Source organism: Gemmatimonadota bacterium, assembly GCA_026705765.1.
Classification (GTDB): Bacteria; Latescibacterota; UBA2968; order UBA2968; family UBA2968; genus VXRD01.
On the sequence record JAPPAB010000134.1, the window covers coordinates 24007 to 40968 of the forward strand.

Here is a 16962-nt window from a genome sequence, read left to right on the forward strand (position 1 = left end):
ATCACTTCCCACCCACCCATAAACCCACAACACACGGCTGATCCTTATCCTCAAACGGATTGACCAAATCGGTATTAAACCCACCCCAGAAATCCGATTTTTCCATCTCGCCACTGCTCCGCTCACCCGTCAAAATCGCCATCCAATCCACCGCTATCGGCGTCTCCTCATCCACATCGGACAAATCAATACGCGTATCGCCCCCCTCGGGTAGATACACCAGATACGCATCTCCCGCCAGCGCCAGACAAAGACCGCGCTCCACATACTCATTATCCCCAACCATCTGATTAAATGGCAGCCCCTCCAAAAAATCCCTCAACTCTCGATACCTCATCCAGCTCTCTGGCACCGGCTCAAACTTAATCAAATCCCACGACGTATTATCGTAATAATAACACGGATATGCGCCTGCCGCATAAATCGCCCACGTCCACTTCAAAATATCATCCCACTCGGCAGTCGTACGCCCGCGATAAGTCTTGAACTGTTCCTCGGCAAGCTCATACCCATATTCCACATTCACATAAGGCGTACCCGAATTCCGCAACCTGCGAATCGCCTCTCGATTATAGCGCGCAGCATCGGACAAATGCACCTGATCCGTCACAAAATCCGACTGGCGATCCGGTTCAGACAGCGTACCCGCGTTTCGAAGTACAACATCGTGCACCGTCAGCAAATGCCCATACGCATCCGCCCCGCGAATAATATCCATGCGATCCAGAACATAATCGTGATCGCCCATCTCGCGAAACAGATTCTTGCTCTCTTTGCCCACATCCCAAATCACATTCCCAAACGCCTGGTACCGCGCAACCGCATAGCGCCAGAACCGATCATCAGCTTCTGTCTCGCGCGCCGGCCAATTCACCTGCTTATTCTGCACCTGCAGCATCAGATGAACCACAATCCCCTTCCCGTGCAAATAGCGCATCAAGCGGTCAAAATCGCGAAAAAAATCGATATTCATCCGCTCGTGATCCGGCGCATCATTCGCGCCCTCGAACAAAAACATCTCCGGTGGCCCAAAAATATACTCGGGCAACATAGGGCGCGTATCGTCATTCGGTCGCGAACCAAAACCCGTGTGCGCATACAAATTCACAACAAAACAATTGAACCCCCGACTCGCAACCAGATCGACATGACGATAACACCGCGCCGCATCAGCCTGGTGATAGCTAAACAACCAATCGCACTCAAAACCCAAATATAAAAACGGCGTACCATCAGACCAGGCAAACCGCTGCGGGTACTCCGGATCAATACCTACCAGACCATGCACATCAGCGTTCTCATTCCCCACACACTGCACATGCCACTCAGCCCCATCCAGACCCGAATGCTCAGACCGAGAACACCCCCTCCAAACACCTTCTACACCCGGACTAAAACGGACAACCCACTTATCTCCATCAAAAAAACCGGGCAAATCTTCAATCACCTCGCCCAGTTCGTGTGTAAAAGTTGCCGTCACTTCCACTGCAAACGGATTTTCATCACCCACATCCGCATACAATTCAAAATCGCACACTGCATATTGCTGCACTTCTACCATCGGACAAATCCCCTATTTATACGACTTAATCACATAATACAACAGCACACCCAGCACAATAACCACAACGCCCACCCATATCAGCGCCCAAAAATGAACATCCATCCGGTAGCCCTCCGCCTGTTATTCCCCATCCTCAATCGCCACATCCCGTACCTCATCTGTCCAATCGACCCAGATATCATCTCCCGGGGGCTCTTCCTGAAGCCGGGGCATATCGTTCAGCTTGAAATCGTACAACACCGCCTTTCGAATCTGCCGCGAATAATTGGCCGACGCCATATGCCCGATACGGTGATGCCAAAAAACAATATCACCGGGTTCGCCATGCGTCTGATATGAATTCTCGTCACAAGATTGAAACTGCTCCCTATGCTTCTCCATCCGGGGCAATGGCTCCCTGAGATAGCGCGTCTGGTAATCGAAAAAAAACGTGCGATGGCTCCTGGGCCACACCGTAAAACCGCCGCCATCTTCGGGCACATGATCGATATAGCCCACCACAGCAAAATTGAACGCATGGGCATCCACATGTAAATGACGCGGTTGGCGCGGAACATCGCCATAGGGCAACGTACAATAAATACCGCGCACACCTGTAGGCTCTGGAAAATTCCCCTTGCCCAGCATCTGCTCCGCAGCACCCCACACAACCGGATTTTTTGCCAACAACTCGATCATCCAGGGCTCTCTGCCCACCTTGCGGTATTGCCAGCGATAACCGCGCTTATAATTGCTGCTATCCATTGATTCCTCTTCCGGCTTAATGGGACCCACCCATGAATCCGGAACGTCTTTCTTCAGACTCGGCGGAGGATCGTCCCACAGGCGTTCCCGCGCACGGGCGCACAACTCCGGATCCAGAGCGCCCTTCTTCACCAGATATCCCTCGCGTTTGAAAAAACGGATCTCGTCTTCTGTAAGCACAGACATGACACTCTCCTCTTTTATGCGATTGATACTGCACTAATCCAATTATAGGCACTTACGTATCGGCAATAAAGTATAAAGTGAAGTGATGAAATAAAAAACCCGGTCTTAATAATGAGACCGGGGGGAGAAATTTCATATTTGTAGTGGCGCATTCGAGAAGCCCCTTTCTGTTCAGGGCTTTTCAGATAATGATTGAAACGGCTGTACCGACATTTGCAAGCAACACAACGACCAGCAGGCCAATAAGCCACCTGAAATTGCTGTTATTGCGAGTGTCCATGTTGGTCAACCGGGTGTCTATATTGGAAAAGCCGTTGTCAACGCGGGTTTCAAGGCCAGTCAAGCGCGTATTCATTTGTTCAGCAATTCCCTCGACGCGCGCCAGGCGGGCGTCCATTTCGGACAGTTTGTCTTGTGGTGTCGGAATCTGCATGGGTTTCTTTCTTCGTGTGTAGTTGTCTATACTCCATCTTATGGAATTATAACAGACCTTTTAGAATTAAGCAAGTCCTATTGGCGTTTTTTAGCATTGCCCTGTTATACTTCGCCTGTGTCTTTGCTCTAATTTACCTACCCCTCATCCTCCCGCTGATACGACGCCGTAATCTCGTGATCTATACCCCCGCGAATATTGAAACGGCTGATCACCTCCATCTCAACCGGATCGCACAGCGCCACCAGATCGTTCAAAATCTGATTCGTCACAGGCTCCATATAAATCCCCTGATCTCGGAACGACCAGAAATAGTGCTTCAGCGACCGCAACTCCACGCATCGCGGACCTGGAACATACCAGATCACAATCGTCGCAAAATCCGGTTGCCCCGTCTTGGGACACAGCGACGTAAACTCTGGAAACGTAAACTCAATCGTATAACGCCGCTCCGGATTCGGATTGTCAAACGCCTCTAATATCGAACTCATCCCTCATCCTCGCGCTCGTACATCACAGACACCCGTGTCTCAATCCCACCTCGCACCGTAAAATCACCCGTCACATCTAACGTCAGCGGATCGCACGCCGCTACAAAATCATCCACAATTTTATTAACCACACCCTCGTAAAACACCTTCTCATCCCGAAACGACCCCAAATACCGCTTCAGCGACATCTGCTCTACACACACCTCTCCCGGCACATAAGAAATCGAAATCGCGGCAAAAATCGGCTGCCCCGTCACCGCGTACAGCGCCGTAAACTCCGACGACTCAAAATCAATCGTATAAGTCCTCTTGCGTTCAGGATTTTTAACGCACTCTAACATAAAATCACTCAAACGGCACCAGACTCGCGCCTATCGGATCGGGACTCGTGGGCCGAATCGGCATCTCCTCATAAGAACGATAAGACACATCCAGATGCGGCGTCTCAACCCGCCTGTACCCTTCATACCGCGAATCTATCAACGCCTCCAGCGCACCGGAAATCAGCAACGTACGCTCAACCGGATACTGCGGCTTACCCGTCAAAAACATCTGCTGAATATTCAAACTCAAATAACTGAAATGCGCATGCGGATTATCCGGCAAAAAAACGCGCATATTATCCACCTCTCCCCCGCGCTGCGCCGCAAAACCCCACCCGCGCGTGTACCCATTCAACATAAACGTCGCCGCTGTCAACCCATCTGCATACTCTATCAAAAAAACAGCCGGATTCTCGCAATGCTCGCGCACATCGCCATCCTCCTTCGCCTCAATATGCGCCACCGCCGCCGCGTACAAATCGCGATCCCACGCATCCGACGCCCAGACATCATCCCCCTCCAGACACTGCACCGCCACAATCCCCGTCTCTCCACCCGCGCGGCGCTCAACCATACACTGCAGCGTCTCCAACGCGTGAAAACCATAAGAATCAAGCCCACCAAAAGCCACCGACACCGCCGTCTCAATCTCCGTATCCAACGCATACTCAAGCCACGGCTTGCGCCAGGCAAGCGGAAGAGACGACCCCGCCATAAACGGCACCTCCAGCTCCCGCGCGCGATCGCACATCCACTTTGCATCGTGCCAATTATACGAAAGATGCTTATCGCTAAACACCGGCACAGACCGCCCCGACGAAGCGAACACCCCGCAAATCTGCTCAAAAAAATACTTCCGCGGATACATGTGTTGCTCCTTCTCATTCCAGGGATAATCGCCGTGCTCGCCAATCAGCAACACCCCATCCACCGCCAGCTCATCACCGCCCAAAGTCAAAGCCTGATTAATACTCCCGTACATCGGCACACCGAATTCCTCTGCAATCGCGCACCCGATATCATCTCTGAAATGCACCTGATCCAGATACATCGACACCACATCCACCTCTGGCGGAAGCAACCCGTCATCTGTTGGAAACCCCTTCAAAAACTTCGTCACAATCACATCGGCATGTGACCGCGGAAAATACGACGTAATCACCGCTGCAATTTTCTTTCGACCAGCCATAGCTATTCCCTCCAATTGCGTGCCTCGTTTTATAATCGTTAAATTATATCACAATTCGAGAAAAACCAATATCTAAATATTCTTACATCCTCACACCCAAAATTTGGTATCTTAAAGCGTCCAAAACGCATTTTAATTTTACCAGGAGGAATCTCTTGACCGAAGTCAAAGCCACCAACATCGTCTGGCACGAAGGCCATGTCGCGCGCAAACAGCGCGAACACCTGCTCGAACAAAAAGGCGCACTCATCTGGCTCACCGGACTGCCCAGCTCGGGCAAAAGCACCATCGCATTCACCGCAGAACACGCCCTGATCGAACGCGGGCACCTGGCCTACGTACTCGACGGCGACAACATCCGCCACGGCCTGAACAAAAACCTCGGATTCTCAGCCGAAGACCGCGCTGAAAACATCCGCCGCATCGGCGAAGTCGGCAAACTCTTTGCCGACGCCGGCATCATCACCCTATCCAGCTTTGTAAGCCCCTATCGCACCGACCGCGACGGCGTGCGCGAACTCATGGAAAATCAGAACTTCATCGAAGTATTCATCAACACCCCGCTCGACGTATGCGAAGAACGCGACCCCAAGGGCCTGTACCAAAAAGCGCGCACAGGTGAAATACCCAACTTCACCGGCATCTCTGACCCCTACGAACCGCCCGAAAACCCCGAACTCGTCATACACACCACTGACAGCACCCCCCAGGAAGCCGCATTGCAAATCATCTCCCTGCTCGAAACGCGTGGAAACATCTGACAATGCCCATCATCGACCTCACCATGCCCATTGCCGACCACTTCCGCTGGCCCGTTGAGCGCAGCCTCAAAAGCAGTTTTGAAACCGGCGACATGGCGCAAGTGACCCACATGGGATGGGCCGTCCACGGATTTACACACGTCGATGCGCCGCGCCACATGTTCCCGGAAGGACCCACCACCAGCGACACCGAACTCGACCAAATAGTAGGACAAGCCGCAGTCGTCGATCTCTCGGGCATCGCGCCGGAAACGCCGATCACCGAAGCGCAAATACGCGCTGCCGGACAGCACATACAATCCGGAGACATCGTCGTCATGAAAACCCGGTGGGACGAAATAGAATCGCATCAAACCCCCGAATTCTGGACCCGCGCGCCCTACATGTCGCGCCCTGCAGCAAAGTGGCTACGCACGCAAAACATCCGCGCCATCGCATTTGACTTTCCGCAGGACTATCCCATTCGCCAATTGCTCAGTGGCGAAAGAGCACCCCTTTCCGAATTTGTAACCCACGACATCCTCCTGCGCGACGGCATCATCCTCATCGAATACATCTGCAACACGGGCATGCTAACAACAGACCGCGTATCCTTCTTCGCCCTGCCCTTAAAAATCCCCGAAGCCGACGGCGCACCGGCTCGCGTCATCGCAATACCATAACCCCCGGAAAACCACCATGATCTACCACCAGCTCTTCGCCCAAATTGACCGCACCGTACGCGTCGGCGTCATCGGCACCGGACACTACGCCACAGCCCTCGTCACACAATCGCGCGTCGTCGATCAACTCGACGTACCCGTCGTCTGCGACACAAACCCGGACGCAGCCCAAAATGCATATCACCACGCGGGCCTGGACACCGACAAAACCATCATCTGCGACACCACCCAACAGGCAGCCCAAGCCATCGAACAGGGCAAATATGTCATCCTCACCGACGCCATGCAAATGATGGACCTGCCCCTCGACGTCATCGTAGAATCCACAGGCGTCCCGAGTGCAGGCGCAAAACACGGCATAGAAGCCATCCGACACGGCAAACACGTCGCCATGGTATCCAAAGAAACCGACGTCACCGTCGGCCCCATCCTCAAACACCACGCAGACAAAGCCGGACGCGTCTATACCGCAGTTGACGGCGACCAGCACGGCCTGCTCATGGGCCTCGTGCAATGGGCGCGCAGCCTGGGCCTCGAAGTCCTCTGCGGGGGCAAATCACTGGACTCCGACCGCGTTTACGACCCGCAAACCAACGCCATCGTCTGGCCCAAAGGCAAAATCCAGATCCCCGACGAACAGATATTCTCCGCCCAAAACCCCTCGGCTCATATCGCACAACGCCGCCAGATCATGGGCGAACTCGGCGCCATCGCCGGTTACGATGTCACCGAACTCACCATCGCCGCCAATGCCACCGGCCTCATCCCCGACACAGACACCCTGCACACACCCGTAATTCGCACCGTTGAAATACCCGAAGTCCTCGCACCCCGAGAAGACGGCGGCATCTTATCCCACCGCGGCGTCATCGACTGCGTCTCCTGCCTGCGCCAAGCAAACGAACCCGGCCTCGGCGGCGGCGTCTTCATCGTCATCGCCTGTGAAAACGCCTACTCCCGCCACATCCTCACCACCAAAGGACTCATCCCCAACAAAAAAGGCACCACAGCCCTCATCTACCGACCCTATCACCTCTGCGGCGTCGAAACACCCATCACAACACTCGTCGCGGGCCTCTTAAACCTGCCCACGGGCACCACCGACTACCGCCCATCCTTCGACGTTGTAGGCCGCGCAAAAGAACCCCTCAAAGCCGGCGACCAGATCCGCAACGACCACAGCAAAAAAATCGAATACCTCATGCGCCCCGCGCTACCCGTCGCGCCCGACAACCCCCTGCCCTACCACATGGCCAACGGCAATACCCTCACCCAGGACATCCCCACTGGCGCATTCATCACCGCAAGCGCGATACAACCCAAAAACAACGACCCCCTCTGGACAATACGCAAAGAGCAGGACGCGCATTTTTTATAAAACAAATGAAAACCACTGGATCGCGGCTCAACTTCACGCCGCGATGACGGGTGTCATTACGAAGTAATCCCGTCCATCAGATAAAGAAACACAACGATAGTTGTAAAAAAAGAACCGGGTACATCTATGTGATGCACCCGGTTTCTTTCTAACATCATCCGACCTACTCACCAAATCTCATCCAGATCCAGTTCAAATCCCCGCAAAACGGGATCGCCAGAAATGCGCGAAGGCTGCTCCAATTCCTCTATGGGCAAGCCAGCGCGATACACATAAACCCGCCGTGTATATGGGTCAATCAACCACCCCAAACTAAGGCCATTATCGAGATATTCCCGCATCTTTTCCTGCAATGGGGCCAACTGATCACTTTCCGACCGCAATTCAATAACAAAATCGGGACACAATGGAACAAACTTGCGTCGGTCTTCTGAAGACAATGCCATCAGCCGCGTATATTCAATCCATGCGGCATCGGGCGACCGCACCGCCCCATTGGGCAACTGAAACCCACCTGACGAATCAAAACTCGCACCCGTACCATCCCCTTTTGCCCAAAACCGCAACTGCATAGTAATCTCTGCATTGCGCTCGCTCGTCTCACCCCCCGCTGGTGGCATAATAATCACATCTCCCTGCGCATTGCGCTCAATGCAAACATCGCGATTGAGCCGACAAAACGCATAAAAATCCTCATCACTCACCTCGATCACCGGCTGAAAATGCAAGACAGTTTCCATCTTTGCAATCTCCATTATTGATCCTTCAAAAAACCCCGCAGCACCGTATGCAAAATCCCCCCATTGCGATAATAATCGATCTCCACAGGCGTATCGATACGCACCGTCGCAGAAAACGACTTCACATTCCCATCCTCATCCGTCGCCGTCACCGTCACATCTTGCAAAGGCTGCAAATCATCGCTCAAACCCGTAATATCGTACACCTCCCGCCCCGTAAGCCCCAGCGACTCGGCATTCTCCCCATCCACAAACTCCAGCGGCAACACCCCCATACCCACCAGATTGCTGCGGTGAATGCGCTCAAAACTCTCCACAAGCACTGCGCGCACGCCCAACAGTAACGGACCCTTAGCCGCCCAATCGCGCGACGACCCCGAACCGTACTCCGCACCCGCAATCACAATCGACGGCACACCCGCATCCACATACCGCATCGCCGCATCGTAAATACTCATCTGCTCCCCCGAAGGCAGGTGCATTGTCACACCGCCCTCTGTCCCTGGCGCAAGTGAATTGCGAATGCGAATATTCGCAAACGTACCCCGCATCATCACCTCGTGATTGCCCCGCCGCGAACCATAAGAATTGAAATCCTTCGGCTCAACCCCGCGAGCAATCAAAAACTGCCCCGCCGGGCTATCCACCGCAATCGAACCCGCCGGAGAAATATGATCCGTCGTCACCGAATCGCCCAACCGCGCCAGCACCCGCGCACCTCTAATATCTGTAATCGCGTCTAACTCCGACGACAAATCCACAAAAAACGGCGGCTCCTGCACATAAGTACTCTCCGCCTGCCACCCATAGAGATCCCCCGCTTGCCCGCCAACCGCATTCCACATCTCATTGCCCTCAAACACATTGCCATAGCGCGCCTCAAACATATCCGGCTTCAGCGCCCGTGCAATCGTATCGCCAATCTCATCCTGACTGGGCCAGAGATCGCGCAAAAACACCGCATTGCCATCCCCATCCACCCCTATGGGCTCCACAGTCAAATCCAGATCCACCCGCCCCGCCAGGGCATACGCCACAACCAGCGGCGGCGACGCCAGATAATTCGCCTTCACATGCGGATGCACGCGACCTTCAAAATTGCGATTCCCACTCAACACCGACGCAGCGACCAGATCATCCTCGTGAATCGCGGCAACCACCGGATCGGGCAACGGCCCGCTATTGCCAATACACGTCGTACAGCCATACCCCACCGTATGAAAACCCAACTGCTCCAAATACGGCGTCAAACCCGCCTGATCGAGATAATCCGACACCACGCGCGAACCCGGCGCCAGACTCGTCTTCACATGCGCGTGAACCTTCAACCCCATCTCCACCGCCTTCTTCGCCAACAAACCAGCAGCCACCATCACGGAAGGATTACTCGTATTAGTACAACTCGTAATCGCCGCAATCACCACTGCCCCGTGCCCGAGCGCGCCATTCGTCCTCTTTTGCGCATCATCATCATCCAGCCCAAAACCACTATTGCCCACCGGTGCGCGCAACGCGCCCTCAAACGCATTCTTCATCTGCCCCAGCGCAATGCGGTCCTGTGGCCGTTTTGGACCCGCCAAACTCGGCTCCACCGTACTCAAATCCAATTCAAGCGAATCCGTAAACCGCGGCTCCGGCGTATCATCTGTGCGGAACAACCCCTGCTCCTTCGCGTACCGCTCAACCACATCCACCTCTGCCGCCGTGCGGCCCGTGCGCGCCAAATAACGCAGCGTCTCGTCATCCACCGGGAAAAACCCCATCGTCGCCCCGTATTCCGGCGCCATATTGGCAATCGTCGCGCGATCTGCCAGCCCAATACCCGTCAACCCCGTACCGTAAAACTCGACAAACTTATCCACCACGCCCTTCTCGCGCAACATCTGAACCACCGTCAACGTCAAATCCGTCGCCGTCGTACCCTCGGGCAACTGCCCATCCAACTTGAACCCGACAACCTCGGGCGTCAGCATATAAATCGGCTGCCCCAGCATCACCGCCTCCGCCTCAATACCCCCCACACCCCAGCCCACCACACCCAGGCCATTAATCATCGTCGTATGTGAATCTGCCCCCACCAAACTATCGGGAAAAGCCACCCCACCCCGGGCAATAACCCCCTTTGCCAGATACTCCAGATTGACCTGATGCACAATACCCGTCAACGGCGGCACCACCCTGAAACTCTCAAACGCATTTGCACCCCAGCGCAAAAACTCATACCGCTCCCGATTGCGCTCAAACTCGATCTCCGCATTTCTCCGCAACGCATCCGAATTTGCAAAACTATCCACCTGCACCGAATGATCCACAACCAGATCCACCGGAATCAACGGCTCAACCCGACTTGCATCGCCCCCCATGCGCCCCATAGCCGAACGCAACGCCGCCAGATCCACCAGCGAAGGCACACCCGTAAAATCCTGCAACACCACCCGCGCGGGCTTAAACGGTATCTCTATCGGATTGGGATTGACCGCATTCCAATTCGCCAGCGTCTCCACATCCTCCTCCCGCACCTGATACCCATCCAAATTTCGCAGCGCCGCCTCGAGCAGCACCCGCACGGAAAACGGCAAAGTCGATACCGCCCCAACCCCATCAGCTTCCAACCGATCCAGCCGAAAAATTGCGAGATCACCCGCCATAGTAGAAAGTGTATCGCGTGAATTCAAAGGATTATGCGTTTGACTCATAAACAAGTCCTTCTCTAAAAGGTTTCAAGCTACTTTCTCAGGAAAATGGTACAAAGGCACTGAATGGACAGGCGTACCAGTTGCGACCCGCTCAATCTCGCGGGCAGTCTCTTCGGTAATAATCCTGTCGCCACACACATCGCAAACCAGTGCCGGAACACCTTCGATTACGACCACCTGGCCATCGCGACGAGAACTAAACACGACGTGTTTGTTCAGGTATTGACCCTCATGACAAAGCGTACATTTATTCATTCTTCACCTCTCTCACCCCCAGGGGTGAGAATAAGGCGGTATCATCTTCAGCAATGGTCTCTTCTTCTGTCCGGGATTCGATCTGGTCAATGACCTCCTGAACACGCTTCTGATTCCAACCCTCGGGATATTTATTTTTATCCATATTTATATTTTTTTTGATTGAGAAACGGCAAAACTACAGGCTCGCAGCTCAACTTCACCTACTCCATCGCCTTGCATTAACAACGAATTTATCACCCTTACTTCAGTATATCAACATGTCCATAATTGAGCATCTTTGCATCCACCGTCAATAATCGACAGTTGTGGACTCTTGCCGTAGCAACAATAATCTGATCCGCTGGATCTCTGTGGAACCCAACGGGCAATTGAGTTGACTCAATTGCAATTTGCGGCGTCAAATTGAGAAACCGAACGCCTGGATATGAGAGTGCCTGACCCATCCACTCTTCAACTGGACAAGGCAAGACGAGCCGATTATACTCAACTAATTTAGCAACCTCCCAACACGAAATTGCACTCACCCCAAGACCTTGAGACTCATACTGTTGCAGCCACGCCACTTGCTGGCTGGTGAGATGAGCATCTCCCTGAACCCACCAAATCCAGATGTGTGTATCAAGCACAATCACTGTGATACGCTCCAATCTCCATCCGCTACGGGTTCCGTGGGATCAAGGTATTTTATTGGGGTGCCACGCAGTGGATATCGGTCTTTCTCGCTGCTATTTTCTCCCTGTTCAGACGAAAAAGAACAGGGAAAAATAAGGATTTCAACAGGCTCGCCTTCTCGAAAAGGCAAATTCTTAATCACAACTGTTCTATCCTGTCGTATAACCGTTTCAACGCGATGGGCATTCATATCTCTCACCTCCAGATTGTGATGCCTGCACTGAGCTAAAAGGGTTTGATTGTATATAACAATACAGCGAAAAATTTCAAAAGTCTAATTCTAGAAGGCGCAAGTCATGACACTTTCTTACCAAAGTTGTTAGTAAAAATCAAAAATTCGCATATCGGTTTGTCCGTAAACCAGACAACATGGCCCACGCCGAAGAAAAATACCACAACAACCCGTATTTTCAAACTCTTTTTGTACGCTTCGCACTTGATTGGATTGGGAAGAATATATATTTTCTTTCGTCGAAGTAGAACCAGAGGCATTTTTCGACGACAAAGGAGAAACGAAAATGAACAACCAATTCGAGAGAAACTTTGCTCTGGCAAAAAGGCACGAACAACAACTCATTGCCTGCCTTGAAGATTATTTTGGCACTTCGTTTTCTCCTGCGGAACTCGGTGAGGATAAATATAGAAAAATCGATTTCTTTTCTAATTGCCGCCAAAAGATCGCCGTTGGTGCTCGCGTGACCCGACATACAGCTTGGAAGTATCGCGATCAAGTTCGTATTAGCGACAATAAAAACATACACAAATCCGAACACGATGAATGGATGGTTGATGGCAAGGGGCCAGACTATTTCATCTATGGTCATATTGCCCCTGATGAAGAAGAACTCCGAATGGTTGTTCTGGTCAGTCTTAGCATGTTGCGTACCATAAAAGGAAAACGTTTAGACAATTATAACTTTTTTGTTTATCCAATCACCGATCCGGGAGTAGTACTCTGCTGTTGGTGTAGTCCCGAAGTACGCGACGATCCGATTATCAAAATATTGTCAGGCCCAAAAAAACCATTACAGCCTTTGTCTGTGCCTATAGAAGAGACAGACAAGCCAGAAGAAGCATATCCCAATATCTCACGCGAGAGACACAGGCAATTACGACGCAATCACTGGTATAGTGTCATTGCCACGGTGTTACTTATATCGGGCGTTGTTTTCGGCATTATGTCATCAGATCAAGAGCCTGATTCAAAACAGGTCGAGATGGAAGCAAAAAAGCAGACTGATTTTTCTGAACTAAATCTGATCGCGCCCGAGGATGCAATGGCTCACCTCGGTCAAATAGGAATCGTCTGTGGCGAAGTTGCAAGTTCCAGATACGCAACCTCTAGCAAGGGACGGCCCACATACTTAAACATCAGTAAATCTTATCCAAATCATATTTTTACTGCTGTAATATGGGATACGCATCGTGCCAAATTCGGCGCACTTGAACAGATATACAAAGAGAAATGGATTTGTGTGACGGGAAGAATCGCCGATTACCGAGGCGCAGCACAAATAGAAGTACAGGATAGAGAACAACTCAATGAAGTTGACGAACAGACTTTCAAATACCTCAAAAATCTTTTTTTTTTGAAATAGGCTAAGAGTAGATCACGTCCCATACGGGTCGTGTCCTAACCACCTGTGGGCGAGACATGCCTCGCCCCTACGGTTGCTTCACACTTCACGGCCCTTCTTTTTTATCTGCGTTCATCTGCGGATCACACTTTCATGACCAACCAACGCTTTGTCGCACTCATCATCCTCGACGGCTGGGGATTAAACCCACGTCGGGACCACAACGCCGTGGCCCTTGCCAGAACCCCGACAATGGACCGCATCTGGGCCAATTACGCCCACACCACCCTCGACACTTCTGGACGCGCAGTCGGCCTCCCCGACGGACTCATGGGCAACTCCGAAGTCGGCCACCTCAACCTCGGTGCGGGACGCACCGTCATGCAAGCCATGACCCAGATCGACGACCGCATACGAGACGGCAGCCTGTACCAAAACAAAGCCTTAATCGCCGCCATAGACCGCATCAAAAACCACAACCGCAACCTCCACCTCATCGGCCTCGTCTCCGACGGCGGCGTACACACCTGGCCCAGTCACTACGAGAGCCTCATCAAAATGGCAGCCGAACGCGGCCTCCCCTCAGACCGCCTCTTCATCCACGCCTTCACAGACGGACGCGACACACCACCCCAAAGCGCAATCCACCGCATGCGCGAACTACTCGCCACGTTCAAAACCCACGGCATTGGCCGCGTCGCCTCCATATCCGGACGGTATTACGCCATGGACCGCGACCACCGCTGGGAACGCACCCAAATCGCCTACGACCTCCTCACACAGGGCAAAGGCATCCCCGAAGCCGACCCCATCGCAGCCATACAAAACGCCTACAACCGCGGCGAAACCGACGAATTTATCAAACCCATTGCCATCGCCGGCAACCCCACCATAAAAGATGGGGACAGCGTCATCTTCTTCAACTTCCGCGGCGACAGACCCCGGCAACTCACCCGCGCCTTTACACTCAAAAATTTCGACGGCTTCCAACGCCACACCTGGCCCAACACCCACTTCACCACCCTCACCCGATACGAAGCCGACGTACCCGTCACCGGCATCGCCTACCCCCCCGAAACCCTCTCGCAAAACATGCCCAACATCTGTGGATCGGTCATCGCCCGGGCCAACAAACGACAACTGCGCATCGCAGAAACAGAAAAATACGCCCACGTCACCTTCTTCTTCAACGGCCAGCGGGAAACCCCCTTTGACGGCGAAGAACGCATCCTCGTACCATCGCCCAAAGACGTCCCCACCTACGACCACAAACCCGAAATGAGCGCACCTGAAATCGCAGACCGATTCACACAAGCCATCGCATCCAACCAATACGACGCCGCAATATGCAACTTTGCCAACCCCGACATGGTCGGCCACACCGGCATCCTCGACGCCGCCATACACGCCGTCACCACCGTTGACACCTGCCTGGACCGCGTCCTCAAAGCCATAGAAAACGCAAACGGCGCAGCCATCGTCACCGCCGATCATGGCAACGCCGAACAAATGATCCACTACGACACTGGCGAACCCCACACCGCACACACCACCAACCCCGTACCCTTTGTACTCGTTGACCCCACCTACACGGGAAAACTCCGCGCTGGCGGCACCTTGCGCGACGTCGCCCCCACCCTGCTCTCCCTCCTCAACCTGCCAAAACCCGGTGAAATGACTGGAAGTGATCTAAGGCAAAAGCAACCTCAGTCAGAATCAGGATGGGCAGGATGAAAGGATGAACAGGATGAAAGGCAAAGGCGAAATCAAAATCAAAGGCAGATAAAACCTTCTGGATCGCGGCTCAACTTCATAGCCTGCCCCGTAAGGCTTTTATACGGGGCCGCGATGACGAATGCTTCACTCATCATATTCTTCCCAAACCGGAATCGTCCCAGCAGTTGGGCCATCTTTCACCAGAAGCCGTTCGCCATCTGTAAAGCCCTCGGGGCGACCGACCAATTCCCCAATAAGACGGGACCGCCACATCGCGATCTCCTCCGCCCATCCGGGATCATCCGCCAGATTATTCATCTCGCACGGATCATTTTCCACATCGAAAAACAGCTCTCGCCCCTGCCCTGGCAAATACGCGAACTTCCGCTTCCCATCCGTCACATACTGCATCCCGCTATTCGACGTAGGCACACTCGCGCACTCCCCGTGCACATAATCTCGCCACCCCGCTTGTGAATCGCGAATAATCGGCAACACACTCTCCCCATCCACCGTATCCGGAATCGGAACACCCACCGCATCGAGCAACGTCGGCATAATATCCATCAACTCAACCGGACGCTCGATCACCTGCTCCTGCGGCAACCCCAAACTACCGGGAAACTTCATCAACAGCGGAACCCGCGCAGACGGCTCAAAGGGATTGCGCTTACGCAGCCACTGATGATCCCCCAGCATCTCCCCGTGATCAGACGCAAACACCACAATCGTATTGTCCGGCAACACGCGACCACTCACCAGACGCGCAATCTGGTGATCGATATGCTCGACACACCCGTAATAACCCGCGCGCGTCGCCTTCATAACCGGAGGATCCAGACACAAGCGCCAGCACTCCGGCTGCAACCCCCGCACCGGACCGTCGAAAACCCGCGCCCAATCCCCCACATAAGGCTCGGGCAAATCCATCGCCATATACTTATCAAAATAATGTGCAGGCGGCGTAACCGGCTGATGCGGATGGATAAAATTAACCGCCAAAAACCACGGCTGATCTCCCCTTTGCGAATCGATAAACTCCAGCCCCTTTTGCGTACACCAATTGGTAAAATGCAAATGCTCATCCAGATGCCACGGACGCCCTGGAAAACCATTGCTATACATCCCGTGCGCATCAGAAGCCCGGTGCCACGCCGCACCATTCTCGCGCACATACTTCTGATAATCATTATCGACCCCCGAAATCGGACTATCCGCCCATTCCGCGGAATCAAACCCCAACGCCCTCGCAGGCGGACCCCAGTGGGCCTTGCCGGACAGATGGGTGCGATACCCCGCATCGCGCAAAACCCCCGGCAACGTCGGCCAGGGCAGCGGTGCTGATGCATTTTGAAGCGCACCGTGATTGCTCGGCTTGCGCCCCGTAATCACCGTACGGCGAGCCGGCACACACACTGGACAAGCCGAATAAGCGTGGCGAAAACGCACCCCCGACGCAGCCATATAATCCAGATTGGGCGTCTGCAACACGGGATGGCCCTCAATACCCAGGCAATCGCCGCGCTGCTGATCCGTCATAATAAGTAAAATATTGGGTCTATTATCCGGCAT

At 53.4% G+C, this 16962-nt stretch carries 18 protein-coding genes; 5 read left to right on the plus strand and 13 right to left on the minus strand.

Annotated elements, in window-relative coordinates:
- Nucleotide 1 precedes the first annotated feature (1 nt).
- The 6 genes from OXH16_17780 to OXH16_17805 all read right to left on the minus strand — a co-directional run bounded on the left by OXH16_17780 (nt 2) and on the right by OXH16_17805 (nt 4930).
- Entirely contained in the window at nt 2-1561 is a 1560-nt protein-coding gene (locus OXH16_17780) for a DUF5060 domain-containing protein (GenBank protein MCY3683250.1), read from the minus strand.
- 123 nt (nt 1562-1684) lie between these two features.
- A complete protein-coding gene (locus tag OXH16_17785; protein MCY3683251.1) occupies nt 1685-2494 on the minus strand; it encodes a phytanoyl-CoA dioxygenase family protein in 810 nt (269 codons plus the stop codon).
- Nucleotides 2495-2675: 181 nt separating this feature from the next.
- On the minus strand, nt 2676-2927 hold the full coding sequence (locus OXH16_17790; GenBank protein MCY3683252.1) for a hypothetical protein: 252 nt from the start codon (nt 2925-2927) through the stop codon (nt 2676-2678).
- Between the two features lie 137 nt (nt 2928-3064).
- The gene (queF, locus tag OXH16_17795) at nt 3065-3418 is read right to left on the minus strand and encodes a preQ(1) synthase (GenBank protein ID MCY3683253.1); all 354 of its coding nucleotides are present in this window, start codon (nt 3416-3418) and stop codon (nt 3065-3067) included.
- Entirely contained in the window at nt 3415-3759 is a 345-nt protein-coding gene (gene queF, locus OXH16_17800) for a preQ(1) synthase (GenBank protein ID MCY3683254.1), read from the minus strand. Before queF (OXH16_17800) ends, queF (OXH16_17795) begins: the two co-directional genes overlap by 4 nt.
- Before the next feature lie 4 nt (nt 3760-3763).
- On the minus strand, nt 3764-4930 hold the full coding sequence (locus tag OXH16_17805; protein MCY3683255.1) for a hypothetical protein: 1167 nt from the start codon (nt 4928-4930) through the stop codon (nt 3764-3766).
- A gap of 155 nt (nt 4931-5085) precedes the next feature.
- Between OXH16_17805 and cysC the strand changes: the two genes are divergently transcribed.
- The 3 genes from cysC to OXH16_17820 are packed head-to-tail and all read left to right on the plus strand — an operon-like array spanning nt 5086 to nt 7731.
- On the plus strand, nt 5086-5691 hold the full coding sequence (cysC, locus tag OXH16_17810; protein ID MCY3683256.1) for an adenylyl-sulfate kinase: 606 nt from the start codon (nt 5086-5088) through the stop codon (nt 5689-5691).
- Between the two features lie 2 nt (nt 5692-5693).
- Nucleotides 5694-6353, plus strand: a complete 660-nt coding sequence (locus tag OXH16_17815; protein ID MCY3683257.1) for a cyclase family protein — start codon at nt 5694-5696, stop codon at nt 6351-6353.
- 16 nt (nt 6354-6369) lie between these two features.
- Complete coding sequence (locus tag OXH16_17820; GenBank protein MCY3683258.1) at nt 6370-7731, plus strand: flagellar biosynthesis protein FlgA; 1362 nt, start codon at nt 6370-6372, stop codon at nt 7729-7731.
- Between the two features lie 167 nt (nt 7732-7898).
- Here OXH16_17820 and OXH16_17825 read toward each other — a convergent pair whose 3' ends face one another.
- From OXH16_17825 to OXH16_17850, 6 genes are all read right to left on the minus strand, one after another.
- A complete protein-coding gene (locus OXH16_17825; protein ID MCY3683259.1) occupies nt 7899-8471 on the minus strand; it encodes a Uma2 family endonuclease in 573 nt (190 codons plus the stop codon).
- Nucleotides 8472-8485: 14 nt separating this feature from the next.
- Complete coding sequence (gene acnA / locus OXH16_17830; GenBank protein ID MCY3683260.1) at nt 8486-11167, minus strand: aconitate hydratase AcnA; 2682 nt, start codon at nt 11165-11167, stop codon at nt 8486-8488.
- Between the two features lie 24 nt (nt 11168-11191).
- The gene (locus tag OXH16_17835) at nt 11192-11422 is read right to left on the minus strand and encodes a type II toxin-antitoxin system MqsA family antitoxin (protein ID MCY3683261.1); all 231 of its coding nucleotides are present in this window, start codon (nt 11420-11422) and stop codon (nt 11192-11194) included.
- Nucleotides 11415-11567 (minus strand): hypothetical protein, encoded by a 153-nt coding sequence (locus OXH16_17840; GenBank protein ID MCY3683262.1) that lies wholly within the window; start codon nt 11565-11567, stop codon nt 11415-11417. The genes OXH16_17835 and OXH16_17840 overlap by 8 nt, the downstream gene beginning before the upstream one ends.
- Nucleotides 11568-11664: 97 nt before the next feature.
- Nucleotides 11665-12057: a type II toxin-antitoxin system VapC family toxin gene (locus OXH16_17845; protein MCY3683263.1), complete on the minus strand. Its 393-nt coding sequence runs from the start codon at nt 12055-12057 to the stop codon at nt 11665-11667.
- Nucleotides 12054-12287, minus strand: coding sequence for a hypothetical protein (locus OXH16_17850; protein ID MCY3683264.1), 234 nt, complete (start codon nt 12285-12287; stop codon nt 12054-12056). The genes OXH16_17845 and OXH16_17850 overlap by 4 nt, the downstream gene beginning before the upstream one ends.
- Nucleotides 12288-12615: 328 nt before the next feature.
- Between OXH16_17850 and OXH16_17855 the strand changes: the two genes are divergently transcribed.
- The gene (locus tag OXH16_17855) at nt 12616-13695 is read left to right on the plus strand and encodes a hypothetical protein (protein ID MCY3683265.1); all 1080 of its coding nucleotides are present in this window, start codon (nt 12616-12618) and stop codon (nt 13693-13695) included.
- Nucleotides 13696-13827: 132 nt separating this feature from the next.
- Nucleotides 13828-15408, plus strand: coding sequence for a 2,3-bisphosphoglycerate-independent phosphoglycerate mutase (gene gpmI / locus OXH16_17860; GenBank protein ID MCY3683266.1), 1581 nt, complete (start codon nt 13828-13830; stop codon nt 15406-15408).
- A 126-nt stretch (nt 15409-15534) separates the two neighbouring features.
- On the opposite strand, the gene OXH16_17865 is transcribed toward gpmI, so the two are convergent.
- Complete coding sequence (locus OXH16_17865) at nt 15535-16962, minus strand: sulfatase-like hydrolase/transferase (GenBank protein MCY3683267.1); 1428 nt, start codon at nt 16960-16962, stop codon at nt 15535-15537.